Source organism: Arthrobacter sp. CAU 1506 (assembly GCF_005047635.1).
In the GTDB taxonomy this organism is placed as follows: Bacteria; Actinomycetota; Actinomycetes; order Actinomycetales; family Micrococcaceae; genus Crystallibacter.
Window position 1 is genome coordinate 178166 of the sequence record NZ_SUKC01000003.1, and the last position, 25452, is coordinate 203617.

The 25452-nt window shown below is 67.6% G+C and carries 28 protein-coding genes, 6 tRNA genes and 1 riboswitch; of the genes, 17 read left to right on the forward strand and 17 right to left on the reverse strand.

Features of this window, described 5'->3' with window-relative positions; genetic code table 11:
• Positions 1 to 20: 20 nt before the first annotated feature.
• The 7 genes from E4J89_RS05780 to E4J89_RS05810 all read right to left on the reverse strand — a co-directional run bounded on the left by E4J89_RS05780 (position 21) and on the right by E4J89_RS05810 (position 6825).
• Positions 21 to 1529, reverse strand: coding sequence for an HRDC domain-containing protein (locus E4J89_RS05780; protein ID WP_136785149.1), 1509 nt, complete (start codon positions 1527 to 1529; stop codon positions 21 to 23).
• A gap of 115 nt (positions 1530 to 1644) precedes the next feature.
• Positions 1645 to 2274 (reverse strand): DUF3000 domain-containing protein, encoded by a 630-nt coding sequence (locus E4J89_RS05785; protein ID WP_240691736.1) that lies wholly within the window; start codon positions 2272 to 2274, stop codon positions 1645 to 1647.
• A gap of 84 nt (positions 2275 to 2358) precedes the next feature.
• Positions 2359 to 3435 (reverse strand): low specificity L-threonine aldolase, encoded by a 1077-nt coding sequence (locus tag E4J89_RS05790; protein WP_205754421.1) that lies wholly within the window; start codon positions 3433 to 3435, stop codon positions 2359 to 2361.
• 39 nt (positions 3436 to 3474) lie between these two features.
• On the reverse strand, positions 3475 to 4278 hold the full coding sequence (locus E4J89_RS05795; protein ID WP_240691737.1) for an SDR family NAD(P)-dependent oxidoreductase: 804 nt from the start codon (positions 4276 to 4278) through the stop codon (positions 3475 to 3477).
• A gap of 1 nt (position 4279) precedes the next feature.
• A complete protein-coding gene (locus E4J89_RS05800; protein WP_205754413.1) occupies positions 4280 to 5659 on the reverse strand; it encodes a DUF6421 family protein in 1380 nt (459 codons plus the stop codon).
• Positions 5660 to 5884: 225 nt separating this feature from the next.
• Positions 5885 to 6307, reverse strand: a complete 423-nt coding sequence (gene msrB / locus E4J89_RS05805; RefSeq protein WP_205754414.1) for a peptide-methionine (R)-S-oxide reductase MsrB — start codon at positions 6305 to 6307, stop codon at positions 5885 to 5887.
• A gap of 14 nt (positions 6308 to 6321) precedes the next feature.
• Complete coding sequence (locus E4J89_RS05810) at positions 6322 to 6825, reverse strand: hypothetical protein (RefSeq protein ID WP_136785153.1); 504 nt, start codon at positions 6823 to 6825, stop codon at positions 6322 to 6324.
• Between the two features lie 100 nt (positions 6826 to 6925).
• Here E4J89_RS05810 and E4J89_RS05815 point away from each other — a divergent pair, with 100 nt between their 5' ends.
• Positions 6926 to 8179 (forward strand): alpha/beta fold hydrolase, encoded by a 1254-nt coding sequence (locus E4J89_RS05815; protein ID WP_136785155.1) that lies wholly within the window; start codon positions 6926 to 6928, stop codon positions 8177 to 8179.
• Here the strand turns inward: E4J89_RS05815 and ybaK are convergent.
• The 3 genes from ybaK to E4J89_RS05830 form a co-directional block, all read right to left on the reverse strand.
• A complete protein-coding gene (gene ybaK, locus E4J89_RS05820) occupies positions 8176 to 8667 on the reverse strand; it encodes a Cys-tRNA(Pro) deacylase (RefSeq protein WP_136785156.1) in 492 nt (163 codons plus the stop codon). The genes E4J89_RS05815 and ybaK overlap by 4 nt on opposite strands.
• A gap of 2 nt (positions 8668 to 8669) precedes the next feature.
• Positions 8670 to 9137 (reverse strand): SufE family protein, encoded by a 468-nt coding sequence (locus E4J89_RS05825; RefSeq protein ID WP_136785157.1) that lies wholly within the window; start codon positions 9135 to 9137, stop codon positions 8670 to 8672.
• A 76-nt stretch (positions 9138 to 9213) separates the two neighbouring features.
• Complete coding sequence (locus tag E4J89_RS05830) at positions 9214 to 10119, reverse strand: sulfurtransferase (RefSeq protein ID WP_136785159.1); 906 nt, start codon at positions 10117 to 10119, stop codon at positions 9214 to 9216.
• A 365-nt stretch (positions 10120 to 10484) separates the two neighbouring features.
• On the opposite strand from E4J89_RS05830, the gene zapE reads away from it, so the two are divergent.
• Positions 10485 to 11522, forward strand: coding sequence for a cell division protein ZapE (gene zapE / locus E4J89_RS05835; protein WP_136785160.1), 1038 nt, complete (start codon positions 10485 to 10487; stop codon positions 11520 to 11522).
• A gap of 162 nt (positions 11523 to 11684) precedes the next feature.
• Here the strand turns inward: zapE and E4J89_RS05840 are convergent, their stop codons facing one another.
• From E4J89_RS05840 to E4J89_RS05865, 6 genes are all read right to left on the reverse strand, one after another.
• A complete protein-coding gene (locus E4J89_RS05840) occupies positions 11685 to 11933 on the reverse strand; it encodes an antitoxin (protein ID WP_136785161.1) in 249 nt (82 codons plus the stop codon).
• A 115-nt stretch (positions 11934 to 12048) separates the two neighbouring features.
• Positions 12049 to 12123: transfer RNA gene (locus E4J89_RS05845), tRNA-Val, on the reverse strand.
• Between the two features lie 42 nt (positions 12124 to 12165).
• Positions 12166 to 12242: transfer RNA gene (locus E4J89_RS05850), tRNA-Gly, on the reverse strand.
• A gap of 34 nt (positions 12243 to 12276) precedes the next feature.
• Positions 12277 to 12348, reverse strand: a tRNA-Val gene (locus tag E4J89_RS05855).
• 45 nt (positions 12349 to 12393) lie between these two features.
• Positions 12394 to 12464, reverse strand: a tRNA-Cys gene (locus E4J89_RS05860).
• A gap of 61 nt (positions 12465 to 12525) precedes the next feature.
• Positions 12526 to 12599 (reverse strand) — tRNA-Gly (locus tag E4J89_RS05865).
• Between the two features lie 326 nt (positions 12600 to 12925).
• Between E4J89_RS05865 and E4J89_RS05870 the strand changes: the two genes are divergently transcribed.
• From E4J89_RS05870 to hisF, 15 genes are all read left to right on the forward strand, one after another.
• Positions 12926 to 13000: transfer RNA gene (locus tag E4J89_RS05870), tRNA-Val, on the forward strand.
• A 146-nt stretch (positions 13001 to 13146) separates the two neighbouring features.
• Complete coding sequence (locus E4J89_RS05875; RefSeq protein ID WP_136785162.1) at positions 13147 to 14016, forward strand: cytochrome; 870 nt, start codon at positions 13147 to 13149, stop codon at positions 14014 to 14016.
• Positions 14017 to 14079: 63 nt separating this feature from the next.
• Positions 14080 to 14676 (forward strand): peptide deformylase, encoded by a 597-nt coding sequence (gene def, locus E4J89_RS05880; protein WP_136785164.1) that lies wholly within the window; start codon positions 14080 to 14082, stop codon positions 14674 to 14676.
• Positions 14677 to 14693: 17 nt separating this feature from the next.
• Complete coding sequence (gene fmt, locus E4J89_RS05885; protein WP_136785166.1) at positions 14694 to 15623, forward strand: methionyl-tRNA formyltransferase; 930 nt, start codon at positions 14694 to 14696, stop codon at positions 15621 to 15623.
• The gene (locus E4J89_RS05890; RefSeq protein ID WP_136785167.1) at positions 15620 to 17194 is read left to right on the forward strand and encodes a transcription antitermination factor NusB; all 1575 of its coding nucleotides are present in this window, start codon (positions 15620 to 15622) and stop codon (positions 17192 to 17194) included. The genes fmt and E4J89_RS05890 overlap by 4 nt, the downstream gene beginning before the upstream one ends.
• A gap of 68 nt (positions 17195 to 17262) precedes the next feature.
• Positions 17263 to 17922 carry a ribulose-phosphate 3-epimerase gene (gene rpe, locus E4J89_RS05895; protein ID WP_136785168.1) on the forward strand — a complete coding sequence of 220 codons (660 nt, stop codon included), beginning with the start codon at positions 17263 to 17265 and terminating at the stop codon, positions 17920 to 17922.
• A 70-nt stretch (positions 17923 to 17992) separates the two neighbouring features.
• A riboswitch (FMN riboswitch) is annotated at positions 17993 to 18139 on the forward strand.
• 108 nt (positions 18140 to 18247) lie between these two features.
• Positions 18248 to 18976: a nicotinamide riboside transporter PnuC gene (gene pnuC, locus E4J89_RS05900; protein ID WP_136785170.1), complete on the forward strand. Its 729-nt coding sequence runs from the start codon at positions 18248 to 18250 to the stop codon at positions 18974 to 18976.
• On the forward strand, positions 18973 to 20061 hold the full coding sequence (ribD, locus tag E4J89_RS05905; protein ID WP_136785171.1) for a bifunctional diaminohydroxyphosphoribosylaminopyrimidine deaminase/5-amino-6-(5-phosphoribosylamino)uracil reductase RibD: 1089 nt from the start codon (positions 18973 to 18975) through the stop codon (positions 20059 to 20061). Before pnuC ends, ribD begins: the two co-directional genes overlap by 4 nt.
• Positions 20062 to 20688 (forward strand): riboflavin synthase, encoded by a 627-nt coding sequence (locus tag E4J89_RS05910; RefSeq protein ID WP_136785173.1) that lies wholly within the window; start codon positions 20062 to 20064, stop codon positions 20686 to 20688. It begins immediately after the preceding gene.
• Complete coding sequence (gene ribB, locus E4J89_RS05915; RefSeq protein WP_136785174.1) at positions 20685 to 21356, forward strand: 3,4-dihydroxy-2-butanone-4-phosphate synthase; 672 nt, start codon at positions 20685 to 20687, stop codon at positions 21354 to 21356. The genes E4J89_RS05910 and ribB overlap by 4 nt, the downstream gene beginning before the upstream one ends.
• Positions 21346 to 22008: a GTP cyclohydrolase II gene (gene ribA / locus E4J89_RS05920; RefSeq protein WP_240691738.1), complete on the forward strand. Its 663-nt coding sequence runs from the start codon at positions 21346 to 21348 to the stop codon at positions 22006 to 22008. The genes ribB and ribA overlap by 11 nt, the downstream gene beginning before the upstream one ends.
• A gap of 57 nt (positions 22009 to 22065) precedes the next feature.
• The gene (ribH, locus tag E4J89_RS05925) at positions 22066 to 22551 is read left to right on the forward strand and encodes a 6,7-dimethyl-8-ribityllumazine synthase (RefSeq protein WP_136785175.1); all 486 of its coding nucleotides are present in this window, start codon (positions 22066 to 22068) and stop codon (positions 22549 to 22551) included.
• An 87-nt stretch (positions 22552 to 22638) separates the two neighbouring features.
• The gene (locus E4J89_RS05930) at positions 22639 to 22902 is read left to right on the forward strand and encodes a phosphoribosyl-ATP diphosphatase (RefSeq protein ID WP_127514683.1); all 264 of its coding nucleotides are present in this window, start codon (positions 22639 to 22641) and stop codon (positions 22900 to 22902) included.
• Between the two features lie 96 nt (positions 22903 to 22998).
• A complete protein-coding gene (gene hisG, locus E4J89_RS05935) occupies positions 22999 to 23844 on the forward strand; it encodes an ATP phosphoribosyltransferase (RefSeq protein ID WP_136785176.1) in 846 nt (281 codons plus the stop codon).
• Between the two features lie 15 nt (positions 23845 to 23859).
• Positions 23860 to 24630 (forward strand): imidazole glycerol phosphate synthase subunit HisF, encoded by a 771-nt coding sequence (gene hisF / locus E4J89_RS05940; RefSeq protein ID WP_136785178.1) that lies wholly within the window; start codon positions 23860 to 23862, stop codon positions 24628 to 24630.
• Between the two features lie 134 nt (positions 24631 to 24764).
• Here the strand turns inward: hisF and E4J89_RS05945 are convergent, their stop codons facing one another.
• Entirely contained in the window at positions 24765 to 25409 is a 645-nt protein-coding gene (locus E4J89_RS05945; protein WP_136785288.1) for a TIGR03085 family metal-binding protein, read from the reverse strand.
• Positions 25410 to 25452: the final 43 nt, after the last annotated feature.

Genomic DNA, 25452 nt, shown 5'->3' on the forward strand with positions numbered 1-25452 from the left:
CGTGCTGCCGGCCGTCCAGGTCAGGCGGGGGAGCGCCGTTCACGTCGGCGTCGTCGGATGGACCCGACAGCGGCAGCGGCGGACGTTGCGGCCGCCGCGGTACTGGCGGCGGCACCGGCGGACGCTGCAGCACCGGCGGACGCTGCAGCGCCGGCGACGCCGGCACCGGCCCGCCTGCGCACGGAGGCCCGGGCGCCGTCGTCGTTGCCGGATCCGTCCGGCTTGTCCTGGCTCTCCTTGGCGACCAGGGGCTCCGGATGGGCGTAGGCATCGGCCAGCAGGCCGGCGGTGAGCTGACGCTGCCAGCGCCGTGCGCCGAGCTCTTCCAACGCGGCGTCCACGGTCTGTTCCGTGATCGGCTCGGGCGGGCGCCACGCGGTGCGGCGCAGGTAATCCGGGGTGAGCAGGTTCTCCACCGGCATGTCCAGCTGCTCGGCCAGGCTGGCAAGGCGGGGCCGGACGGTTTGCAGCCGGGCCGCGGCGGCCGGGTCCTTGTCCGCCCACGAGCGCGGCGGCGGGGGAGCATTGGTGGGCAGGTGCAGCGGAGGCAGATCCGTCTCGCTCCGGGCCGCGGCAATGCACCGCAGCCAGCGCGGAGCTTCGCGCTGGGCGGCCCGGCCATGGAAACCATGGGTCTCCAACAGCTGCGGGACGGTAGCGGGCATGGCCTTGGCGGCGGCGACAACAGCGGAGTCCGGAATCAGTCTGCCGGGCGCGACGTCGCGCTTGGCAGCCAGGGCTTCGCGTTCGTTCCAGAGCTCGCGCACGGCGGCCAGCTGCCGGCGGTCGCGGATCTGGTGCAAGCCGGAAGTCCGGCGCCACGGGTCGACGCGCGGCGCCGACGGCGGTGCGGTGCGGACGGCCTCGAACTCTTCCAGCGCGTACTCGAGCTTTCCGGCCTCCGTCAGCTTGGCGATCAGCGCCTCGCGGAGTTCGATCAGGACCTCAACGTCGAGGGCTGCATAGCGCAGCCATGGCTCCGGCAGGGGCCGCGTGGACCAGTCGGCGGCGGAATGCTCCTTGGCCAGCGTGAAGCCGAGCAACGATTCGATGACCGCTGCCAGACCCACCCGGGGCATCCCGGCGAGCCGGGCGGCAAGTTCGGTGTCGAAGAGTTTGTCCGGCCACATGCCGAGTTCGGACAGGCAGGGCAGGTCCTGGGTAGCGGCGTGCAGGATCCACTCGGCGCCGCGCAGCGAGTCATTGAGCAGTTTCAGGTCGCCGAACGGCTCGGGGTCGATCAACCAGGTGCCGGCGCCTTCGCGCCGCAGCTGGACCAAGAAAGCGCGCTGGCCATAGCGGAAGCCGGAGGCCCGCTCGGCGTCGATGGCCACCGGCCCGGTCCCCGCTGCCAGGGCGTCGGCAGCACGTTGCAGCCCTGATTCAGTGGCGATGACCAAGGGGACGCCTTCGCGCGGCGCGTCGAGGTGGATCAGCTCGGGAGCCTGCTCCTGGGGTTCTGCGGCGTCGTTGGAAGTGCTCTGGTCAGGGCCGGTGTGCCCGGACGCGTCCGAAGTCAAGGAGCTCATGATCCGTTCAGTTTAGGCCAGCAGTATGCGCAGGGCCGAATATATGATGCCGAAAGCACTCGTGTTGCCGGCCGGACGCTGGTTTCGCCGGTCCGCCGGTGGTTGGTACGGGCCGCTAGTTGCGGCGGCGGTTCGGCAGGGCTGCCACCCCGTCCGGGAGCGGCGGCAGGCCGGCGTAGGTGCAGACCATGTCGCTCCAGGCCTCCAAATGGGAGCGGATGTCGGCGGAGGCTGGCGTCCAGGAAGCCCGCAGCTCGATGTCGATGGAGTCCTGCCGGCCGCTGAGCGTGCCGTAGCTCTCGGACAGGATGCGAGTGGCCGTCCCACCGGCGTTGCGATACGGCGCGTTGTGGTTCTCCAAGGCTTCCACCAGCCAGTCCCAGGCGACCGAGCCGAGCATGGTGTCGTTGCCCATGTCCGCATCCAGTTCGGCGCGGATGTAGGTGACAATCCGGAAGGTACCGTCCCAAACCGGGGAGCCTTCCGGGTCGTACAGCAGGATGAAGCGCCCGGTCGCCAGTTCCTGGGCTTCGGTGCCCTGCAGCGGAGTGACCGCGGGGCCGTGCAGCGGCCGGGGGCCGGGCAGGGCAGTCACCTCGGCGCCGAGGGCGACAGCGAACGGGGCCAGCCGCGAGGGAGCCGGGATTTCCTCCAGTTTCAGTTCGTTCCGGCATTGCGCTTGGCGCAAAGCCGACAGCGCCCGCATGAACTCAGGCGGCACTGCTGAGAGATCAATCGCACTCACAGTGCCAGATTAGGCCTGTCGCCGCCGGACGTCAGGCAGGCGCGCCGGAAAAGCCGGGGGAACCGGGCACTGCCGGAAAGTTGGCTAGGAAAGCTCGCTCCGAATGGCCGCGGCGAAGGCGTCGATGTCCTCTTCGGTGGTGTCGAAAGAGCACATCCAGCGGACCTCGCCGCGGGATTCGTCCCAGTCGTAGAAGCGGAACTTCTGCCGCAACCGGTCGGCCACGCCCGGCGGCAGCGCGGCAAACACCGCGTTGGACTGGGTGGGCTGGGTCAAGGACAGGCCGGTAGTGCCCTCGACCGCGGCGCGCAGCCGGGCGGCCATGGCATTGGCATGGGACGCCGACCGCAGCCACAGGTCGCCGTCGAACAGCGCGATGAACTGGGCCGAGATGAACCGCATCTTCGAGGCCAGCTGCATATTCATCTTGCGCAGGTAGGGCAGGCCGTGGGCCGCGTCAGGATTCAGGACCACCACGCATTCGCCGTAGAGCATGCCGTTCTTGGTGCCGCCGAGCGAGAGGATGTCCACACCGGCGTCGGTGGTGAAGCTGCGCAGGTCGGTGCCCAGTGCGGCGGCGGCGTTGGAGAGCCGTGCCCCGTCCATGTGCAGTTTCATGCCGCGCTCGTGCACGTGGTCGGCAATCGCGCGGATTTCCTCGATGCTGTAGAGCGTGCCGAGTTCGGTGCTCTGCGTGATGGACACGGCCAGCGGCTGTGCACGGTGTTCGTCGCCCCAGCCCCAGGCCTCCCGGTCGATCAGCTCCGTGGTGAGCTTGCCGTCGTCGGTCGGCACGGACAGCAGCTTGATTCCGCCGACGCGTTCGGGTGCGCCGTTTTCGTCCACGTTGATGTGGGCGGTAGCAGCGCAAATGACGGCGCCCCACCGCGGCAGCAGCGACTGCAGCGACAACACGTTGGCGCCGGTGCCGTTGAAGACCGGGAACGCCTGGGCGGCTTCGCCGAAATGCCCGGCGATCACCTGCTGCAGCCGTGCGGTGTACGCGTCCTCGCCGTAGGCGACTTGGTGCCCGGTGTTTGCGTGGGCCAGCGCCGTCAGGATCTCCGGGTGGACGCCGGAGTAATTGTCGGAGGCAAAGCCGCGCAGGTCGGTGTCGTGCAGGGAGCCGGAAAGCAGGGGGGAATCAGTCACGTGTTTCAGTATTCCTTAATTGGTGGTTGCGGTCACAGCGGGCGCAGATCAGGCCAGCCGGATGTGCGCACCGTTGAGCAGGGCCGCGTCCAGGGCGAACAGTGCGGCCGCCGCACGGCCCAGGTCCGCCACATAGGTAAAGCCGGGGAACTCCTTGGCCGGATCGGCCCGGCGCATCGCATCATCCACCAGCGCCTTGACCGCCAGAACGACGGCGGCGGAGCGCTGGGGGACGGGATCCTCCTTGCGTCCGGATTGGCTCCGGCGGAAGCCATCGGCCACCGAGAGCATCCAGCTCTCCGCGGCCGCCTTGGCAGCTGCGTAGTTGGCGCCGGACGCGGTAGGGGACTCCGTCGCGGTGGCCGAGACAATGGCGGCCCGGCCCGATCCGGACGCCTCGAGCTGCGGGTAGAAGGCGCGGGTGGTGTTCCGCAACGTGGTGATCAGCTGTGCGTGCAGGAAGTCCCAGTCTTCGTCCGACTGCCCGGTCAGGCCCTTGCCGCCACGCCAGCCGCCGACCAAGTGGACCAGGCCGTCGGCGCCGCCGTGCTGGGCGGCGATCGAACCGGCCAGCTCCTCAACCGCCGCGCGGTCGGCGAGGTCGCACTCGAAGGAGGCAACGGCGTCGTTCTCTCCGTAGGCGGCGGTCAGCCGGTCCCGGTTGCTGCCCACCGCCAACACGGTGGCACCCGCTCCGGTCAGGGCAGCGGTGACGGCCTGGCCGGAAGCGCCGGACGCTCCGGCCACCACCACTTTCAGGCCCGTCAGCCCGCCGGGACCGGGTGCGGCGCCCAGCAGTTGGTCGGAGCTGACCGGCGACGCGCCGGTGCCGGCCTGCGGGCCGCCGGCCAAGTCAGGCCGCCTCTCCGGTAATTCCGGACGTGGACTCGATCACCGGCTTCATCTTCCGCGACAGGGCCTCGTAGAACATGGACAGCGGGAACTCGTCGTCCATCACCTGGTCGGTCACCTCGCGCGGGAGGCCGGTCAGCGGGAGGGCGTCGGGGCCCTTGGCCCACACCGAGGCCGGATGCGGGGTCAGCGTCTTGGTCAGCATCTCGTAGGCGGCCAGCCAGTGCGCCACCTTGGGCCGATCGATGGAACGCCAGTAGAGTTCCTCGATTTCGTGGCCCAGGGCCACCACGGCGTCCGCCACGTTCTCCCAGTCAATGGAGAGCTTGCCGTCCGTCCAGTGCAGCACCCGGTGTTGGTGAAGCCAGGCGAACAGCAACTGGCCGCCCAGGCCGTCGTAGTTACGCACCCGGTTGCCGGTGATGGCGAAGCGGAAGATCCGGTCGAAGATCACCGCGTACTGCACCAGCTGGGCGTGCTTCCGGACCTCGTCGGAGGCTGTGGCGTCCTGGGACAGGCGCACGGACTCGCGGAAGGCGGTCAGGTCGCAGCGCAGCTCCTCCAGCGAGTAGAGGAAGTACGGCATCCGCTGCTTGATCATGAACGGGTCGAACGGCAGATCGCCGCGCATGTGCGTCCGGTCGTGGATCAGATCCCACATCACGAAAGTTTCCTGCGTCAGCCGCTGGTCGTCCAGCAAGGCGGCCGCGTCCTCCGGCAGGTGGAGCGAGGTGATTTCGGCGGCGGCGCGGACCACGGTGCGGAAACGCGCTGCCTCGCGGTCGGCGAAGATGGCGCCCCAGGTGAAGGCCGGGGTTTCGCGCACGGCCACGGTCTCCGGGAAGAGCACCGCGGAGTTGGTGTCGTAGCCGGCCGTAAAGTCCAGGAACCGAATGGGCACGAACAGCTTGTTGGAGTACGCGCCGGCCTCCAGCTCGCCGATGAAATCCGGCCAGATGACTTCGATCAGCACGGCCTCGACCAGTCGGTCGCTGCTGCCGTTTTGCGTGTACATCGGGAAGACCACCAGATGCTGCAGCCCGTTGATCCGGTGCTGCTGCGGCTGGAAGGCCAGCAGCGAGTCGAGGAAGTCCGGGACCCCGAAACCGCCGTCGCGCCAGCGGCGGAAGTCCGTGGCCAGCTTGTCCAGGTACTCGGCGTCGTGTTCGAACAGCGGCGCCAGTTGCTCGACGGCTTCGATGATGGCGTCCGTGTGCCGGGCCGCCGCCGCCTTGTTGCCGTCGTCCGGAACGGAGCCGTCGCGGACTTGGAGCCCGCGCAGTTCGGTGGCGGCCTGCTTGAGCCGCAGCCAGGCGGGGTGCTGTGCCGGGTTGCCCTGCAGTGCGTTGCGGGAGGTGGCGCGAGTGGGGGTGATGGTCATCGTTGCCTCGCCTTTCCGTCGGCCGGGCACGTCCCGGCGAGCTGTTGAAGTATGTAGTGAGCGTAGCAACGCAACAGCCATACTTATTTCAAAACAGGCGACAGGTAAGCAACTGTAATGCTCGGCTCCGGAAGCGGGCCACATGAAGAAGCCCGGCTCGCGCTGGCCGGGCTTGATCACGGCCGGGAAACGAACTAGCGTGTCCCGGCCTCATTGGCTCAGGGGTCAGTCTGTGCTCTTCAGCTTCAGCGATACCGAGTTGATGCAGTAGCGCTGGTCGGTAGGCGTCGCGTAGCCTTCGCCCTCGAACACATGGCCCAGATGTGAATTGCAGTTGGCGCAGCGGACCTCAATCCGCTCCATGCCAAGCGTGCCGTCCCGCAGGTAGCGGACGGTCCCCTCCGCCAGCGGCGCCCAGAAGGACGGCCAGCCGCAGTGGGAATCAAATTTTTCCTTGCTGGTGAACAGCTCCGCTCCGCAGGCGCGGCAACTGTAGGTGCCTTCGGTGTGGCTGTCCCAGTACTCTCCGGTGTACGGACGTTCGGTTCCGGCCTCGCGGAGAACGTGGTATTCCTCCGGGCTTAGCTCGCGACGCCACTCGTCGTCGCTCTTGGTCACCGGGAACTGTCCGGTTTCAGTGTTGCTCATATTCTCTCCAACGCTCACGAGTCGCCAATGTATCCCGAGCCCGAGTACAGGTGCAGCACGGGAATGCCCAGCTTCTCCTGCGCCCGGTTGGCCCAGTCGGTGTGGAAGGTATCGGATATGGCGTGCGGACGTGTGATGACCACCGCGCGGTCCGCCGCATGGGTGTCAACGTACGCCACCAGGGCGGACACGCCGTCGTCCTCCACAATGTCCACCGTGGCCTTGAAGCCGCCTTCTTCCAGCAGCTTCACCGAGAGCCGCTTGGCCTCGGCTGCCTCGTGCCGGGCCTCGTCCGGATCCGGCTGGCCTTGGGCCAGTTCGCGGAACGCGGTGCCGACCTCCAGCATGCTGAGCCGTTCCAGGAAATCCAGCAGCAGGTTCCGCTTGGTGTCCTCCGGAATCAGCACCCGGAAGGTGGTCTGCTCGGCGACGGTCTGCTCACCCGCCAGCCAGCCCAGGTTCTGCAGGTCGGACTCGTTCAGCGGTTCCTCGGTCAGCACCACGATGGTTTCCGTCATGGGCCCAGCCTAATCAGCAGCCCAACCGCCCACAACAAAACCGGCACGCCGACGGCCGCGCCGGTTAGCGGTCCACGGCGGCACCGGCAAGAATGGACCCATGGCTCTGTTCGAACGTTCTTCCCGGTCCGGGACCGTTACCGCCGGCAATGGCAATGGTGCCGGCACCCTGCCCAGGGCGCGCTGGCTGTTGCTCGGGGCAGTGGCCGGAGCCACCGCGGGATCCGTCCTGGCCGGCGCGACGTCCGGACTGGCCTCCTACTTTGCCCGCCAGGTGCTGACTCCGGTGCGCGAGCATGTCCAGGACCTGGAGATCCTGGCCGTCGTCGGAACCTGGCCGGAGCAGGAAATCATCCTGCCGGCCACCGTGGACACGACTGCGCCGGGCGTCTACAGCGTCTATTTCGACGGCGGCCGCGGCGTGGCGCGGGTGGGCGAGGTGACGTCGTACTCGCCGCGGGAAGGCACCGTCCAGCGCACGGTCGAGCAGGTGTACACCGGCGACCTCGCCGCAGCCAGGCGCGGCTGGTGGGGCGGTGCCGCCTACCCGGATCCGGCCGCCGTCGGGCTGGCCAATGAAGAGGTGCAGATCGAGGTGGAGGGCGGCATTGCGCCCGCCTGGCTGGTCCGCGCCGAATCGGAGGCCACCACCTGGGCGATTATGGTGCACGGCCGTGGCGCGTCCCGGGCGGAAGGCGTGCGCGCGGTGCGGGCGGTCCGTGAACTGGGACTGACGTCGCTGCTGATTTCCTACCGGAACGACGGCGAAGCACCCTCCGCACCGGACCGCCGCTATGGGCTGGGCATGACCGAATGGCGCGACGTCGAGGCGGCGATCCGGTATGCGCTGGCGAACGGCGCGCAGGATGTTGTTTTGGTCGGCTGGTCGATGGGCGGGGCGATCAGCCTGCAGGCCGCAGACCAGTCGCTCTACCGGAGCCGGATCCGGGCGCTGGTCCTGGACGCCCCGGTGATTGACTGGACCGATGTGCTGGCGCACCAGGCAAAACTGAATCGGATTCCGGATGCCGTCGGGCAGTTCTCGCAGTGGTTGATTTCGAACAAGGCGGGTCGGCTGCTGACCGGACTGGCCGCCCCGCTGGACCTGAAGATGATGAACTGGGTGGCCCGGGCCGACGAACTGCAGGTGCCGACACTGATCGTGCACAGCGAGAACGACGACTTCGTGCCCTACGGGCCGTCCGCGGCGCTGGCCGAGAAGAACCCGCTGGTCACCTTCGAGCGATTCAGCGGAGCCGGGCATACCCGGGAATGGAACGTGGACCCCGAACGCTGGGAGCGCGTGGTCACGTCCTTCCTGGGCCGCGTGTTGAACCCGGCGGGTCAGCGCTAGCCCGACTTGATCGGGGCAAGCGCAGCCTGCGTCAGGGCGACCAGATCGTCCGGCGCAATTTCAATGTCCAGGCCGCGGCGCCCGCCGGAGACCAGGATGGTGTCGAAGCCCGGGGCGGTGGAATCCAACACCGTGGGGCTGGCCTGCTTTTGTCCGAGCGGCGAGATGCCGCCCAACACATAGCCTGTGCGCCGCTGGGCCACCTGAGGGTCGGCCATGGCAGCTTTCTTACCGCCCAGGGCTGCGGCGAACTTCTTCAGGTCCAGGCTGGAACTGACCGGCACGATGGCGACCGCCAGCGTTCCGTCCAGCGTGGCCATCAGGGTTTTGAACACACGGTCCGGATCCATGCCCAGCGCCTCGGCGGCCTCCAAGCCGAAACTGGGCGCCGAGGGATCGTGAGAATAACTATGCAGCAGATGCGGAACCCCCGCCCGCTGCAGCAGCGTGGTGGCGGGGGTTCCGGCGGAAGGTTTGTGCTTGGCCATGCTCAGGCCGAGGCTGCGCGGAGCTGCCGGGCCTCGGAGATCAGGCGCTTGATCCGGAACAGCATGGCGGACATGCCGCGGATTCGCAGCGGCGTGATCGCACGTGTCAGGCCCAGATGCTCGGCGATGTCGTCCGGAACAGCCAGGATCTGCTGTGCCGGAAGCCCGTTCAGCCCCTCATGCAGCACGGAGGCGAAGCCCCGGGTGGTCGGAGCTTCCGGCGGTGCAGAGAAATAGATCTGCACGTCCTGGTCCGGGTCATCGCCCAGCTCAAGGGTCAGGAAGAGCGGCGACTGGCACTCCACCACTTGCTCCAGCAGTTCCGGATGCCCGGCGAAGCGTTCCGGCAGCTCCGGCAGTTCGCGGGAGAATTCCAGCAGTAGCTGCAGCCTCTCGGCCTCGGTGACCGCCTGGAAATCATCAATAATCTCGGCCAGCGGGGCGGGAATGGTCTGGGGCGACGCGCTCATCTTCAGTCTTCTTGGGCTCTCTCTAGGGCGGGTTTTCGGTTCGCTGGGTTAACGTCCTGCGCCGAAGGGCTATTCCTCAGCGGGCTGAGGCCGGCAGCTGGCCGGGTTGGTCGCCCTTGACGATCGGCACGCGTACCGCGTTGCCCCACTCGGTCCACGAGCCGTCATAGTTCCGCACCGTGTCGAAGCCCAGCAGGTGCTTGAGCACGAACCAGGTGTGGCTGGAGCGTTCGCCAATCCGGCAGTAGGCCACCACGTCGTCGCCCGGCTGCAGGCCGGCTTCGCCCAGGTAGATGGCTTCGAGCTCATCGCGCGTGCGGAAAGTGCCGTCCTCGGCCGCGGCCCGCGCCCACGGGACGGACGCCGCCGTCGGGATGTGGCCGCCGCGCAGCGCACCTTCCTCCGGGTAGGCCGGCATGGTGGTGCGCTGGCCGGAGTATTCCTCGGGGGAGCGCACGTCCACCAGCGGCTTGCCGAAGTGGTCCAGCACATCGCTGAGGAACGCGCGGATCGGCGCGTCATGGCGTTCGATGACGGGGTAGTCCACCGGGGCCGGCTGCGGCACCTCGGTGGTCAGCTCGCGGCCTTCCGCGATCCACTTGTCCCGGCCGCCGTCCAGCAAGCGCACGTCCTCGTGGCCGAACAAGGTGAACACCCACAGGGCATAGGCTGCCCACCAGTTGCTCTTGTCTCCGTAGAGCACCACCGTGGTGTCGCGGCTGATGCCCTTGGAACCGAGCAGCGCCGCGAAGCCTTCCCCGTCCACGTAGTCGCGGGTATCCGGATCATTCAGGTCGGTGTGCCAGTCGATTTTCACCGCTGACGGGATGTGCCCGGTTTCATACAGCAGAATGTCTTCGTCGGACTCCACGACCACCAGGCCGTCTGTGCCCAGGTTGTCGGCCAACCACTGCGTGGAGACCAAGCGGTCGGGGTTGGCATAGGCGGCGAACTTTTCGTTCTGCTCAGCGGCAATGGGCATGGCAGGACCTTTCTGTAGCGTGCAGGGGCCGTCGATCACGGCGCGGGACTCCTGTTTAGCCTAACCACCGCAGCCGGCAAATGCTTCCGGGTGTTCACGCCGAGCCATATTCGTCACCAGCGCCACACGGAATCCGTTCCCGATGTGGTCGGGCCGGGTTGCCGTGGCCGGGCCGGGTTCTCTATGAGGCCGGGTCGAATTGCCGATGCCGGGCCGGGTCCTCTGTGTGGCGTGGCCGGGTTCTCGAGGTGGCCGGACCGACACCAACTGCCGCTGATTGGCGCGGGTAGCGTATCGTTTTGCTGGCGGCATTCCGTCCGCTATGTCTTTGAACCCCATGTCAGGAAAGCAGCGGTAAGCTTCACGTGCCCAAGATTGAACAGCTTTCACGCCGGACCCCCAGAGTGTCCGTGGACGAACTGCTGGCGGGCCTGCACCCGTCGCCGCGCTTCGGTGAGGTGTCCTTTGCCAGTTACCGGCCGGACCCGGCCCAGCCGTCCCAGGCCGCCGCGGTCAAGGCACTGCAGCACTTTGCCGCTGCCGTGGACCGGCCCAAGCCGAAGGGCCTGAAGAAGCTGTTTGGCGGCGGCAAGCCGGAAAGCCGGGCCGGCATCTACCTGGACGGCGGGTTCGGCGTCGGCAAGACGCACCTGCTCGCCTCGCTCTGGCACGCAGTGGACGGGCCGAAGGCCTTCGGTACCTTCGTCGAGTACACCAACCTGGTGGGTGCACTGTCCTTCCGCAAGACGGTGGAAGCCCTGAGCAGCTACCGCCTGGTTTGCATCGACGAGTTCGAACTGGATGATCCAGGCGACACGGTGCTGATGTCGCGGCTGATGCGCGAGCTGGCCGACGCCGGGGTCAAGCTTGCCGCCACGTCCAATACCCTGCCCGGTTCGCTGGGGGAGGGCCGCTTTGCCGCCGTCGACTTCCAGCGCGAGATCCAGGTGCTGTCCGACCAGTTCGACGTCATCCGGGTGGACGGCGAAGACTACCGGCACCGCGGGCTACCCGCCGCTCCGGAACCGCTCAGCAACCATGACCTCAAGCGCCGCTTGCACGACTTCGACGGCAAGGTGGTGGCCGCCGACGAATTCTCCGACCTGGTCAATCATCTGGAAGGCGTGCATCCCAGCCGCTACCGGCAGTTCCTCGACGGCGTGGATGCGGTGGCCTGGCACAACGTCCACACCATTTCCGAACAGGCCCTGGCTTTGCGGTTCGTGGTGCTGGCCGACCGCCTGTACGACAAGGATGTGCCGATCATCGCCAGCGGTGTGCCGTTCGACCAACTGTTCACACCGGAAATGATGTCCGGCGGCTACATGAAGAAGTACTTCCGGGCCGTCTCCCGTTTGACCGCGCTGGCCCGAGAAGGCCAGACCGGCGAAGCGGCGGTGTAGGTCCCGGCCGTTCCCAGGCAAGCACCGCACCTGAACGAAACAGCGCCGCTCTTCAACGAAGAGCGGCGCTTCCTTAATGAAGGAAGAGCGGCGCTGGCTTAATGAAGAAGGGCGCCGGCGCCGCCTCCCGGCGGTCCGGCACCCTCCTTGGCGTGCTAAGGACTAGTTGGACGAGGGCTTCCCGTCGGACGGCGCCTGGCCACCCGTGCCGCCGAACGAATCGACGAAGCCGGATGCCTTGGCCTGCAGGCCGTCTACCTGCTCGGAATACTTACCGCCGGTCTTGGTGTCGATGTATCCACCGACGTTGCCGACGGCACCCTTGATCGTGTCAGAGTTTTCTCCCACGAGACCGGCTGCCTTGTCCTTGAGTGCTCCTGCCCTGCCCTTGAGCTCGTCAAATAACGACACTGGCACCTCCTTTCCGACGGGGGGCCTTTCGCCCCTGCCATTCCATCGTAGGCACTTCGCAGCGGGTGCTCAATAGTTTAAACAACAAAGGCTCCCGCGAAGGGGAGCCATCCGATGGTGGGCGATACTGGGATCGAACCAGTGACCTCTTCCGTGTCAGGGAAGCGCGCTACCGCTGCGCCAATCGCCCCGGTCTGCCCGAGGCGGGCGATGGAGGAACTGAAGAAAAAACTGGAGCGGACGACGGGATTCGAACCCGCGACATCCACCTTGGCAAGGTGGTGCTCTAGCCAGCTGAGCTACGTCCGCGCGAAACGTCCCGGATTACTCCGGTCTGTTTCAGTGGGCGATACTGGGATCGAACCAGTGACCTCTTCCGTGTCAGGGAAGCGCGCTACCGCTGCGCCAATCGCCCGTGATCTCTCACGAGATGTGTGCCTGCTTGCCGTGCCACCGCACGAGGTGGGGACGGGATTCGAACCCGCGTATACGGCTTTGCAGGCCGCTGCCTCGCCTCTCGGCCACCCCACCGCGCCTATGGGCTAATGCCCTAGGACCGGCCAGCGACGCTGGCACTAAACAGTGACTTGCGAGCGGACGACGGGATTCGAACCCGCGACATCCACCTTGGCAAGGTGGTGCTCTAGCCAGCTGAGCTACGTCCGCAGAAGTTATCCATCACTGTAACCGCGAACCGTTAGTGGAACCGCTCGCGGCGTCGTTGTGATTTCCAACGAGTAAAAACTCTATAGGACGTTTCGCGCTTCGTCCAATCGGGATCTCCAGCGACTGAAACGCCGGTGAAACCGGCGTGTCCAAGGGCCCGACGTCGGTACTCCCCAGGGCGGCCGTCGTGCCTCTGCTGCGACCTCCAGTACGACCGCATCAGCCGACATGCAGGCAGCACGTCCCGCCGATTTTTGATTCTCCGGACCTGTGGGCTAGCATTTCTACACGTTGCAGAAAGCGTTCGGCGCATCGGCAACATGTTGGGGCGATTGGCGCAGTGGTAGCGCGCTTCGTTCACACCGAAGAGGTCACTGGTTCGAACCCAGTATCGCCCACCACTTCACAACATCCCCGCCAGGCAGCAGCCCGGCCGGGATTTTTGTTGTGGGATGCCAAGGACACCAAAGGGTGCCGGTGGCAGCAGGTGGCCGGCAACGGTGGACTGCGGACCGGAACCGTCAGTGGAACCTGAGAAGATCTCTATATGACTGCACCACTCCTTGCGCATGCCACCGCCAACGGCCGGATGTACGCGCGCTCCACCTCGGAGCCGCCGTCGGTCCCTTCCATCACCACCGTGATCGCGCAGGAGCCGACCACGCTGGACGGCTGGTTCGCGCACATGGCCGCCACCTCGTTGGCCTCGGATGCCCGGTTGGCCGAAGCCGCCGGAAATCCGGGGCGGCTGCGGACGCTGGCCAAAGAAGCCACGCTGGCGGCCGACCGCTACCGGGACGCGGCGGCGCTGCGCGGCGACCGGGTCCACGGATATTGCGAACAGGTGGCGCTGCGGGCGCTGGGTAAGGACCATGATGTCGCCGGTGCACGGGAGGCCCTCAAGGCAAACGGGGAAGAAGCTTTCGCCGACAGGTTCGATGAATGGTGGCAGCTCTACTCTGTCGAGCCGATTGCACCGGAGATCACGGTCTGGAACCAGGAAGTAGGCTACGCCGGCACCCTGGACCTGGTGGCCCGGATCGGCGGTCGTACCTGCCTGATCGACTTCAAGACCAAGGGGACGGACCGCAACGGCCAGGTCAAGGCGCTCAATGACAAAGTGGTCATGCAGTTGGTTGCGGGCATGAAGGCCCAGGAATCGCTGGTGGACGGCGCCGCGGGAAGCTGGGAGCCGTGGGCGCACGGCGACGACCCGCTGCTGCTGGGCGTGGCGATCGGAGAGACGGAAGTCCGCCCCATGCGGGCCAACCCGGAGGTGCTCCGCTGGCACTGGTACCGGTTCTGCTCGTTGCGGCGTGCCTGGGAGACGCATCTTCAGGTGTCGGAAGCCGGCCGCGCTCTGCTGCCGATCGCACCGCCGTCGCCGGCACTGCAGGCAGCCCAACAGGCCCACTAAACTGGACCGGAACCCAACCACTTTCAGCGCCGTCAACGCGGCAGCAGTGAGGACAAGAACTACATGGCGATCCTGAGCATCCGGATTATCGGCGACCCCGTCCTGCGGACCAAGGCGGAACCGGTGACCGAGTTCGGGCCGGAACTGGCCAAGCTGGTAGCGGACATGGACGAAACCATGGAGGACGTCGACGGCGCCGGGCTGGCCGCCCCGCAAATCGGCGTCAGCCTGCGGGTTTTTACGTTCCGGGTAGGCGGACAAAGGGGCCACGTGGTCAATCCCGTGCTTGGGCTCAGCGAAGACTTCCAAGAAGACGTGGCCGAAGGCTGCCTGTCTATCCCCGGGCTGGGCTATCCGGTCCGCCGGCGCCGCTGGACCCGGGTCACGGGCCAGGATGTGCACGGCAACCCGGTGGAGTACGAAGGCGAAGGCATGCTGGCTCGCTGCTTCCAGCATGAGACCGACCACCTGGACGGCATCCTCTACATCGACCACCTGACCGGCGAGGACCGCAAAAACGCGCTGCGGTCCATCCGCAACGCCGGTTATAACGAAGTAGCCGGCGAAACCCAGGCCAAGCGTGCAGCCCACGTCGGTTCAGGCTTCAGCCGCGCAGCGGCACCGGCACAGACCGGTTCCTTCGGGCAGCCGCTGGCATGACGGACGGCGGCAGCGGCTTGCGAGTTCTATTCGCCGGCACGCCTGCGGTGGCGGTACCGTCCCTCGACCGGCTGGTTCAGGACGGTTTCGAGATCGTGGCAGTGCTCACCCGGGAGGATGCGCCGGTCGGCAGGAAACGGATCCTGACTCCCTCTCCGGTGGCTGCCCGTGCCGGTGAACTGGGCGTCCCGGTGATCCGGGCCAACCGGATCGACCAGAACGCGATGGAGGCCATCCGGGCGGCCGCTCCGGACGTGGCCGCCATTGTGGCCTACGGCGGTTTGGTCCCGGAAACAGCCTTGGGGATCCCGCAACACGGCTGGATCAACCTGCACTTTTCGCTGTTGCCCGCGTGGCGCGGTGCCGCGCCGGTGCAGCATGCCGTCATCAACGGCGACGATGTCACCGGTGCTTCCACCTTCCTGCTGGAAAAGGGCCTGGACACCGGCCCGGTCTACGGCACCCTGACCGAGGCGCTGCGCCCGGAGGACACCAGCGGCGACGTGCTGGAACGGCTGTCCCGCAGCGGCGCCGTGCTGCTGTCCCAAACCCTGGCGGCCGTCGGCGCAGGCAAAGCCGCTGCGGTGGCACAAACCGGCGATGTCAGCCTGGCGCCGAAGCTGTCCTTGGAGGACGGGCATATCGACTGGCAGCAGCCGGCACTCGCCATCCGCCGCCGCATCAACGGTGTGACGCCCGAGCCGGGTGCTTGGACCATGCTGGCGGGGCAGCGATTCAAGCTGGGACCGGTACGGCCGCGGCCGGAGACCCGGGACTTGCCGCCGGGCGCCGTCAGGCTGCCCGGCGGATCGTCCGCGTCCGCACTGGTGGGTACCGGCTCGCATGCAGTCGAGCTGGACAAGGTCCAGCCGGCAGGTAAAAAGATGATGGATGCTGCAGACTGGGCCCGCGGGCTTGGGCAGCGTGAGGATGTGCACTTCGAATGAGCGGCCGGAACGAAGGCGGCCGGAACAGCGGCCGCGGCAACAATGAAGGGCGCGGACGCCAGGGCGGCAGGGGCCAGGGAAGCGGTCGACGCGATGCTGCCGGTCGTGAGCGCAACCGCGGCGGCACCCGGCACTACTCGCAATCGGCACCGTCGCAGCGGTCCAGGACGGCAGATCCTGCCCGGCTGGCGGCCTTCGAGGTGCTGCGCGCGGTGGAACGGGACGACGCGTACGCGAACCTGGTGCTGCCGGCGAGCATTCGCAAACACCGTCTGGACAAGCGGGACGCCGGTTTCGCCACGGAGCTGACCTACGGCGCGTTGCGCGGCCTGGGCACCTACGATGCCATCCTCGCCCGCTGTGTCGACCGGCCCCTGGATCAGTTGGACCCGGCGATCCTTGACGCCTTGCGCCTCGGCGCCCACCAGTTGCTGGCCATGCGGGTGCCGGCCCACGCCGCCTTGGACCAGACGGTCAGCCTGGCCCGCGCGGTGATCGGTGCCGGGCCGGGTTCGCTGATCAATGCCGTGCTGCGCAAGGTGACGGCGCATGACCTCAACGGCTGGACCGCCGAGCTGACCGCGGGGGAGACCGACCCGATCAAGGCAGCAGCCCTGGAACACAGCCACCCGGAGTGGATCGTGCGGGCCCTGCGGCAGTCGTTGGCCGGACATGGCCGTAGCGTGGACGAAGTGGAAGAGCTATTGGCTGCCGACAACGCCGCGCCGGTGGTGAACCTGGTGGCATTGCCCGGGCTGGGTTCGTTGGACGAGGCGGTCGAAGCAGGCGCCGAGCCCGGCGAACTGGTGGAGGGTTCGGCCCTGTATGCCGGCGGCGACGTCGGCCGGCTGGCCAGCGTCCGGGCCGGAACCACCCGCGTGCAGGACGCCGGCTCGCAACTGGTGGCCCGTGCCCTGGCCGCCGCCGCACCGTCCTCTCCCGGAGAGCGGTGGCTTGATCTGTGCGCCGGCCCCGGCGGCAAGGCGGCGCTGCTGGCCGCGCTGGCCGCCGAACAGGGCGCCACGCTGCTGGCCAATGAGGTAGCCGAACACCGGGCAGAGTTGGTCCGCAAGGCGCTGGCGCCGGTCCCGGCGGACGTCTGGGAGGTCCGTACCGGAGACGGCCGCGAGGTCGGCGACCAGTACGCCGGCCAGTTCGACCGCATCATGGTGGACGCGCCCTGCACGGGATTGGGAGCGCTCCGGCGCCGACCGGAATCCCGTTGGCGCCGGAAGCCCTCCGACGTTGCGCAACTGGGTCCGCTGCAGCGCGACCTGCTCGAAGCCGCCCTCGCGGCCGCGAAGCCGGGCGGCCTGATCGCCTACGTGACGTGCTCGCCGCACCCGGCAGAGACGACCGCAGTGGTCGCCGACCTGCTCCGCCGGCACCCCGGCCTGGACCTGCTGGACACGTCCGCGGTCCTCGACGGCGTCAGCCTGCCGGGCCATCTGGACGCAGGACAACCGGGCGGGGACACGCTTGGCCGGGCCGGCGGGACAACCACGCAACTCTGGCCGCACCGCCACGGCACCGATGCCATGTTCATGGCCCTGCTGCGACGGAGCAGCTGACCCGCACCGGGGCAACCGGCCCAAGTTCGCCCACTCCTACAACACCTAGACAGGCAGGCAAGCACCCGATGGCACACTGCTGCATCAACCCCAGCATCCTCTCGGCTGATTTCGTCAACCTCGAAGCCGAACTGCAGCGCATCAGCACCGCGGACGCGGTGCATGTGGACGTGATGGACAACCACTTCGTGCCGAACCTGACGATCGGGCTGCCGGTGGTGCAGCGGATCCAGGAAGTCAGCAGCCTGCCGCTGGACGCGCACCTGATGATTGCCGACCCCGACCGTTGGGCGCCGGCCTATGCCGAGGCCGGCATCGAGTCGGTGACCTTCCATGTGGAAGCGGCGAAGGCCCCGGTGCGGCTGGCCAGGGAACTGAGGTCCGTTGGAGCCAAGGCGGGAATGGCGCTCAAGCCGGCCACCGCCGTCGAACCGTATCTCGATCTGCTCCCCGAGATGGACCTGCTGCTGATCATGACCGTTGAACCCGGGTTCGGCGGCCAGTCGTTCCTGGACGTGACGCTGCCCAAGATCCGCAAGGCGGCGAACGCGGTGGCGGGTTCCGGACTGCCAGTGGCCATCCAAGTGGACGGTGGCGTCACCGAAGAGACGATAGTGCGGGCCGCCGAGGCCGGCGCCACGGTTTTCGTCGCCGGCTCGGCCGTCTACGGCCAGGCGGACCCGGAGCAAGCCATCGCCTCGCTGCGGGCCGCTGCCAAGGTCCTGTGACTGCTGTTACACGATGTGACGGGAATGCGGGACCCCCTGCAGCAGTTGTGAGAGCATAGTTACGCAAACACAACGTGCTCCGGGGTCGGTGTAAGTCCGAACCGGCGGTTATAGTCCGCGACCCGTTGCCGAGAGTTCCACCCGGAACCCGAGGCCACGGTTGAACCGGTGGAATTCCGGTACCGACAGTTAAAGTCTGGATGGGAGAAGCACGTACAGGTGGCAGCAATGGGCCACCGGGTACGGCCACTGGCCAGTTAACCCGGGTGCCCGGACCTACCGCACTGTCGTTCCCCCGGAGCCGCCGCGGCTCGAAAGGAACGGCATGGATTTTCTGCGGTGGCTCTTTGAAGCTCAGATTCCCGTTGCCGGCAGCTCACTGCTGCTGCGCGAAGTTCTGGGAAACGTTTTTGGACTCCTCAGCGCCCTCGGCGGCATGCGCCGGAAAGTGTGGGCCTGGCCGGTAGGCATTATCGGCAACCTCCTCCTGCTGACGGTCTTCCTTGGCTCGTTGTTCGGCTCCGCCAGCACGGCCAACCTGCTGGGACAGGCAGGCCGCCAGATCATGTTCATCGCGGTGGCCGTTTACGGCTGGAACCGCTGGCGCTCCGCCCGCAACGGCAGCGGCCGCGCCATCACCCCGCAGTGGGCCGGCGGCAAGGCGCGGGTTGGCCTGGTGGCTGCCTTGCTCCTGGGCACTGTAGCCCTGACCCCGGTCTTCGCTGCGCTGGGTTCTTATGAGCCGGTATGGGCCGACGCCTGGACCTTCGTCGGGTCGCTGTTAGCCACCTATGGCATGGCCCGCGGCTGGGTTGAATTCTGGCTGATCTGGGTTGCCGTGGACATTGTGGGCGTGCCGCTGCTGTTCAGCGCCGGCTACTACGCCAGCGCCTTTATGTACCTCTTCTACGGAGGCTTCACACTGGTCGGGTTCTTCGTCTGGTGGCGGGCCAACGCACAGGCCAAGCCCGAGGTCGAGACGCTGCACCCCGATCCGCGGATCGGGCAGCCGGCCCGGGCTGACAGCGGCGACGAGACGGTGCCGGCGCGATGAGCCAGCCAGCCCCCGGCTCCGGCCAGGGATTTTCGACGGCGGAGCAGCACGGCATGGAGTTGGCGCTGGCAGCGGCGGGACAGGGTGTGCGCGGCGCGAACCCCATGGTGGGAGCGGTCATCATCGATCCGCGCGGCGACGTGGTCAGCACCGGATACCACCGGGGCGCCGGCACGCCGCACGCCGAAGTGGATGCGCTGGCCAACGTTCCGTCGGGACGTGCGGCGGAGCTTGCGGACTGCACCATGCTGGTGACGCTGGAGCCGTGCAATCACTCTGGCCGGACAGGCCCCTGCTCGGGAGCCATCCTGGCAGCGGGCATCGGTTCGCTCATCTACGCTACGGCCGACCCCACCGACCAGGCGGCCGGCGGAGCGCAGCGGCTGGCGGAGGCCGGAGTAGCTGTGCGCACCGGACTGATGTCGCTGCAGGCCCAGGAACTGAACCACCGCTGGTTCCAGGCCCGGCGGGAACACCGGCCGTTCACCACGCTGCACATCGCCCAGACAATGGACGGGCTGATCGCTGCGGCAGACGGCACCAGCCAATGGATCACCGGGGAGGAAGCCCGGGCGGACAGCCACGGCATCCGCTCCCGCGCGGACGCGATCATCGCCGGCACCGGAACCATCGCCACCGACAACCCCCGGCTGACCGCCCGCGACCGGACCGGAACCGAAACGCCGGACCAGCCGCTGCGCGTTGTGATGGGGCGCCGGAAGGTGCCCGCAGACGCGGCAGTCCGCGGCACCGATGGTCGCTTCCTGCAACTGGCTACCCATGATCCCGCTGAAGTACTGGCCGAACTGGCCGGCCGCGGCGTAAGCCACGCCATGATCGAAGGCGGAGCCACCATCGCCTCGGCCTTCTTGCGCGCCGACCTGGTCGATGAACTGATCCTCTACCTGGCGCCGCTGATGCTCGGTGCCGGCACCCGCGCGGTGGCCGACCTTGGCATCGGGACACTGGCGGAGGCAGGCCGGTGGCGCTGGGACAGCACCGGCGGCCATGCCCGCACCCTGGGCGCGGACCTGCGCCTGCACCTTGAACCCCTGCCGTTCCACGGCACCCAGAAAGGCAAGTGAATGTTTACCGGAATCATCGCCGAACAAGGGCGGGTTGAATCCCTGGACCTGAATCCAGCCACCGACAGCGCCGTGCTGACCTTCACCGCGCCGCAAACCGCATCCGGCCTTGGACTTGGTGGCTCGATCGCGGTCAACGGGGTGTGCCTCACCGCCGTGGCGCTGGATGGCAGCCGGGTCAGTGTTGACGTGATGGGGGAGACGCTCACCCGCACCACCACCGGGTCGCTCCAACCGGGGCAGACCGTCAACCTGGAACGCTGCGTGCCGGCCGGCGGCCGGCTGGACGGGCACGTGGTCCAAGGGCATGTGGACGGCGTGGGCACGCTGACTGAGCGCGAGGATTTGGGCGACTGGGAACGCCTGCGTTTCACCGTTCCCCAGGAGCTGGCCCGCTACGTCGCGGAGAAAGGGTCCATTGCCGTGGACGGTGTCTCCTTGACAGTCACCTCCGTCAGCGATGCAGCAGCAGCAACGCAGTTTTTCGAAGTCGGCCTGATACCCACCACGCTGGCCGACACCGGCCTGGGTGCAAAACAGCCAGGAGACACGGTGAACCTGGAAGTGGACGTGCTGGCCAAATATGCCGAGCGGCTGCTCGCCTTCACCCCCGGGGCGCGGTCATGAGCGCCGCGGTGGAGCACCGGATCGCGCTGGACACCATCGAAGCCGCGGTGGCCGCGATCGCCGCGGGCCGCGCCGTCGTCGTTGTTGATGACGAGGACCGGGAGAACGAAGGCGACATCATCTTCGCAGCGGACGCCGCGACCCCCGAGCTGATGGGCTGGACCATCCGCCATACCTCGGGTGTCATTTGCGTGCCGCTCCCGGCGTCCCGCGCGGACGAACTGGGACTGCCGCCGATGGTTGTAGTCAACCAGGATGCCAAGGGCACGGCCTACACGGTGTCCTGCGACGCCGCCGTCGGCGTGAGCACGGGGATTAGTTCCGCGGACCGGGCGCGCACCGCAGCGGTGCTCGCCGCGGCGGACAGCACCGCCGCGGACTTGACCCGGCCCGGCCACATCTTCCCGTTGCGTGCGGTCGACGGCGGGGTGCTGGCACGGCGCGGGCACACCGAGGCGGCCGTGGACCTGTGCCGGCTGGGCGGGCGTGCGCCGGTCGGTGTCATCGCTGAGTTGGTGCATGACGAGGGGGACATGATGCGGTTGCCGGCGCTGCGCGCGTTCGCGGACGAGCACAACTGCCCGCTGGTCTCCATCGAGGACCTCGCGAACCATCTGGCCGGGGGAGAACCGGCCTCCCTCCCGGAGGTGGCGGACCGTGGCCACTGACGACATCCGCGACGGCATCCGCGAAAAGGCGCCGGCCGCCACGGTCGAGGGCGGGCCGTCGGTGCAGCTGCCCACTGCCTTCGGCAACTTCATGGCCCAAGCCTGGACCGACGCCGCCACCGGCGTGGAGCACTTGAGCATCACCTCACCGGTCCAGCCGGCGGCCGAGCCACTGGTCCGGCTGCATTCCGAATGCCTGACCGGGGATGTGTTCGCCTCCTACCGCTGCGACTGCGGCGAACAACTGGAACAGGCACTGGCACTGATCGGTGAGCAAGGCGGCACCGTCCTCTACCTGCGCGGTCAGGAGGGGCGCGGCATTGGGCTGGCCAACAAGATGCGGGCTTATGCGCTGCAGGAAGCCGGCGCAGACACGGTGGAAGCCAATGAGCAGCTGGGGCTGCCGGTGGACGCGCGCGACTATTCGGCTGCCGCGGCTATCCTGCGCGCCATGGGTTTCGGCGCCATCCGGCTGCTGAGCAACAATCCGGCGAAGAGCGGGATGCTGGCGGCACTGGGCATCGAGGTGGTCGACATGGTGACCGCCGAAGTCCCCTACCGCGAGCAGAACCGCCGCTATCTGGAGACCAAGCGGGACCGCATGGACCACCGGCTGGCCGTCCTCCAGACCACCCCGGTGCAGCAGAGCTGACGCCTGCGCCCCGGCCACACCATCCATAACTGACAAAGACATTCACGAAGGAAGAACATGAGCGGACACGGAGCCCCGGTTATTGACATCAGCGGCCTGCAGGAGGCGACCGGCGGGCTAAAGCTGGCCATCGTCGCCGCCAGCTGGCACACCCAGATCATGGATGGGCTGGTGGACGGCGCGCTGCGGGCGGCCGCCGAGGCAGGGATCGACGACGCTGCCTTGGTCCGCGTGCCCGGTGCCTTCGAGCTGCCGGTGGCAGCCGCCCGCCTGGCCCCGCACTACGACGCAGTGGTGGCGCTCGGCGTGGTGATCCGCGGGGGCACGCCGCACTTTGAGTACGTGTGCCAGGCCGCCACCGACGGACTGACCAATGTCAGTGTGCAGACCGGCAAGCCGGTGGGCTTCGGTGTGCTGACCTGCGATACGGAGCAGCAAGGCCTGGACCGCGCCGGCTTGGCGGACTCTACGGAGGACAAGGGGCACGAAGCGGTGACCGCGGCCCTGGCCACCGCGGCCACGCTCAGGGGCCTCGGCGTTTGAGCCGGGTAGCTGGCAGCGCGGAGGGGTTCGTCACAATGGGGACGGCGGTTTGCCGCCGTCCCGCGCTCCTGACGTAGGCTAAAGGGCGTGAAATCCTTCGAATCCCTGTTTGCGGAACTGAGCGATAAGGCGCAGCAGCGTCCGGAGGGCTCCCGTACGGTAGCCGAGCTGGATTCCGGCATCCACGGGATCGGCAAGAAGGTCGTCGAAGAGGCCGCTGAAGTCTGGATGGCAGCCGAATACGAATCTGACGAAGCCGCCGCTGAGGAGATCTCCCAGCTGCTGTACCACCTGCAGGTCCTGATGATTGCCAAGGGGCTGCAGCTGGAGGACGTCTACAAGCATCTGTAGCGGGACGCCGCCCTCGTCGGCGCCCCGCCCGGACCCAGGCCGAATCCATCCTTGAAGGCCGCGCTGCGGCCGAGCCGATTCCAGAAAGTCTTTCACATGCTCCGTGTAGCTGTTCCCAACAAGGGATCCCTGTCCGAGGCCGCCTCCGCCATGCTGGGGGAAGCCGGTTACCGCCAGCGCCGCGACAGCCGCGAACTGGTCATGACCGACCCGGACAACGATATTGAGTTCTTCTTCCTCCGCCCGCGCGACATAGCCGTCTATGTGGGGTCAGGCACCCTGGACGTCGGCATCACCGGCCGCGACCTGTTCCTGGATGCGCAGGTGGAGGCCGTGGAGCTGATGAACCTCGGCTTCGGGTCATCCACCTTCCGCTTCGCCGGCCCGGTGGGGGAGTTCTCCCGCGCCGAGCAACTGAACGGCAAGCGGCTGGCCACCAGCTATGACGGGCTGCTGCGCAGCTACCTGTCCGAGCGCGGCATCGAAGCCTCCGTCGTCCGGCTGGACGGCGCGGTTGAATCCTCCGTGCGGCTGGGTGTCGCCGATGCCATCGCCGATGTTGTGGAGACCGGCAACACGCTGCGCGCCGCAGGCATGGAGATTTTCGGCGAACCCATCCTGAAGTCCGAGGCCGTGCTGATTGGCCGCTCGGGGGAGAACCCTCCGCCTGGACTGGACGTGCTGATGCGCCGGCTGCGCGGCGTCATCGTGGCCCGCGAATACGTGATGATGGACTACGACATCCGCAAGGATTTGGTCGACGCCGCCGCGACGCTGACGCCCGGCCTGGAATCGCCGACGGTCTCGCCGCTGCGCGACAGCGGCTGGGTAGCCGTGCGCTCGATGGTCCGCCGGACCCAGACCAACCGGATCATGGACGAGCTCTACGATCTCGGTGCCCGGGCCATCCTGGTCAGCACCATCCACGCCTGCCGCATCTGAGCTCCGGAGTAAGCCATGACTGTTGCCATCCGTGTTATCCCCTGCCTCGACGTCGACGCCGGACGTGTGGTCAAGGGAGTAAATTTCGAAGGCCTGCGCGACGCCGGTGACCCGGTGGAACTGGCCCACCGGTACGATCGTGCCGGCGCCGACGAGCTGACCTTCCTGGATGTCACCGCTTCGTCCGGCAACCGCGAAACGACGTTCGACGTCGTGGCCCGCACCGCCGAGGAAGTCTTCATCCCGCTGACCGTGGGCGGCGGCGTGCGGGAAGTAGCCGACGTCGACAAGCTGCTGCGGTTCGGGGCGGACAAGGCCGCGATCAATACCGCCGCGGTTGCCCGGCCCGACGTGATCGACGAAATCACCCGGCATTTTGGCTCCCAGGTGCTGGTGCTTTCGCTCGACGCCCGCCGCACTGCCGACCCCTCGGTGGCCTCCGGCTTCGAAGTCACCACGCACGGCGGCCGCAAAGGCACCGGGATCGACGCGGTGCAGTGGGCGAAGGAAGCTGCGGACCGCGGCGTGGGGGAGTTGCTGCTCAACTCGATCGACGCCGACGGTACGAAGGACGGCTTCGACCTGGAAATGATCCGCGCCGTCCGGGCCGCCGTGAAAGTTCCGCTGATCGCGTCGGGCGGTGCCGGCAAGCCGGAACATTTCCCGCCGGCCGTCGCCGCCGGCGCCGACGCCGTGCTGGCCGCTTCGGTGTTCCACTTTGGTCCCGACGACGCCATCGCCCAGGTTAAGCAGGCCATCCGCGAAGCGGGCTACCCGGTCCGCTGATCCGCTGCCCGGCCGGTCCAGGACACAGCGGGGACCGGCCGGCACGAGCGTCTGGAGCCCAGTTTCATCAGCGGTGCGTCAGAGACCGGGTCTCACAAGCGGTGCCTCAGGGGCCGGGTCTCAGAGGAGGTGCCTCAGAGGCCGATGTCGGCGCTTTCCAGCAGGGCCAGGGCATCGGGTTGGCCCTCAAAGGTGACGAGGGCATGCTTAGTGCGGCCGAAGGCATGCATCAGCAGTTCGCCGGGTTCTCCGACGATCGCTACCGAAACCGGGGCGCGCTTGGCCACGTGCCGCGGCCCATCCGGACGTACCAGCACAATGCCCAGGTCCACGCCGCGGTACAACAGCGCGGCGCGCTTGACCAGATCGTCCCACAGTGCGGTCGAGTAGTCCTCGTCGAGGGCGCGCGGAGCCCAGCGGTCGGTCGCTCGGCGCACATCCTCGGTGTGGACAAAGAACTCCACCAGATTGGCCACGTTGTCCACGGCCGGAACCTTGAACGGCGAGATGGCCGGTGGACCGGCGCGGAAGGCCTCCACCAGTTTGGCGTAGCCGGCCGTGGCACGGGCCTTGTCCGCCGTCTTCCGGGTGGCGTCGTCGGAAACTTTGGCGAGCGGCTTGAACGCCAGCCCCAACGCGGCCCCCACCCGGTGTTCCCGGATGTACAGGTGAGCGGCGAGCTCCGCCGTCTTCCATCCCTCGCACAGGGTAGGCGAATCCGGCCCGGCAGCCAGCAAGGTCTCGGCCAGGACTTCACGGGACGGATTAACGTAATGCATCACTCCTGAACCTAGCACGAAGCCGCCAGTTTCGGGCCGTAGA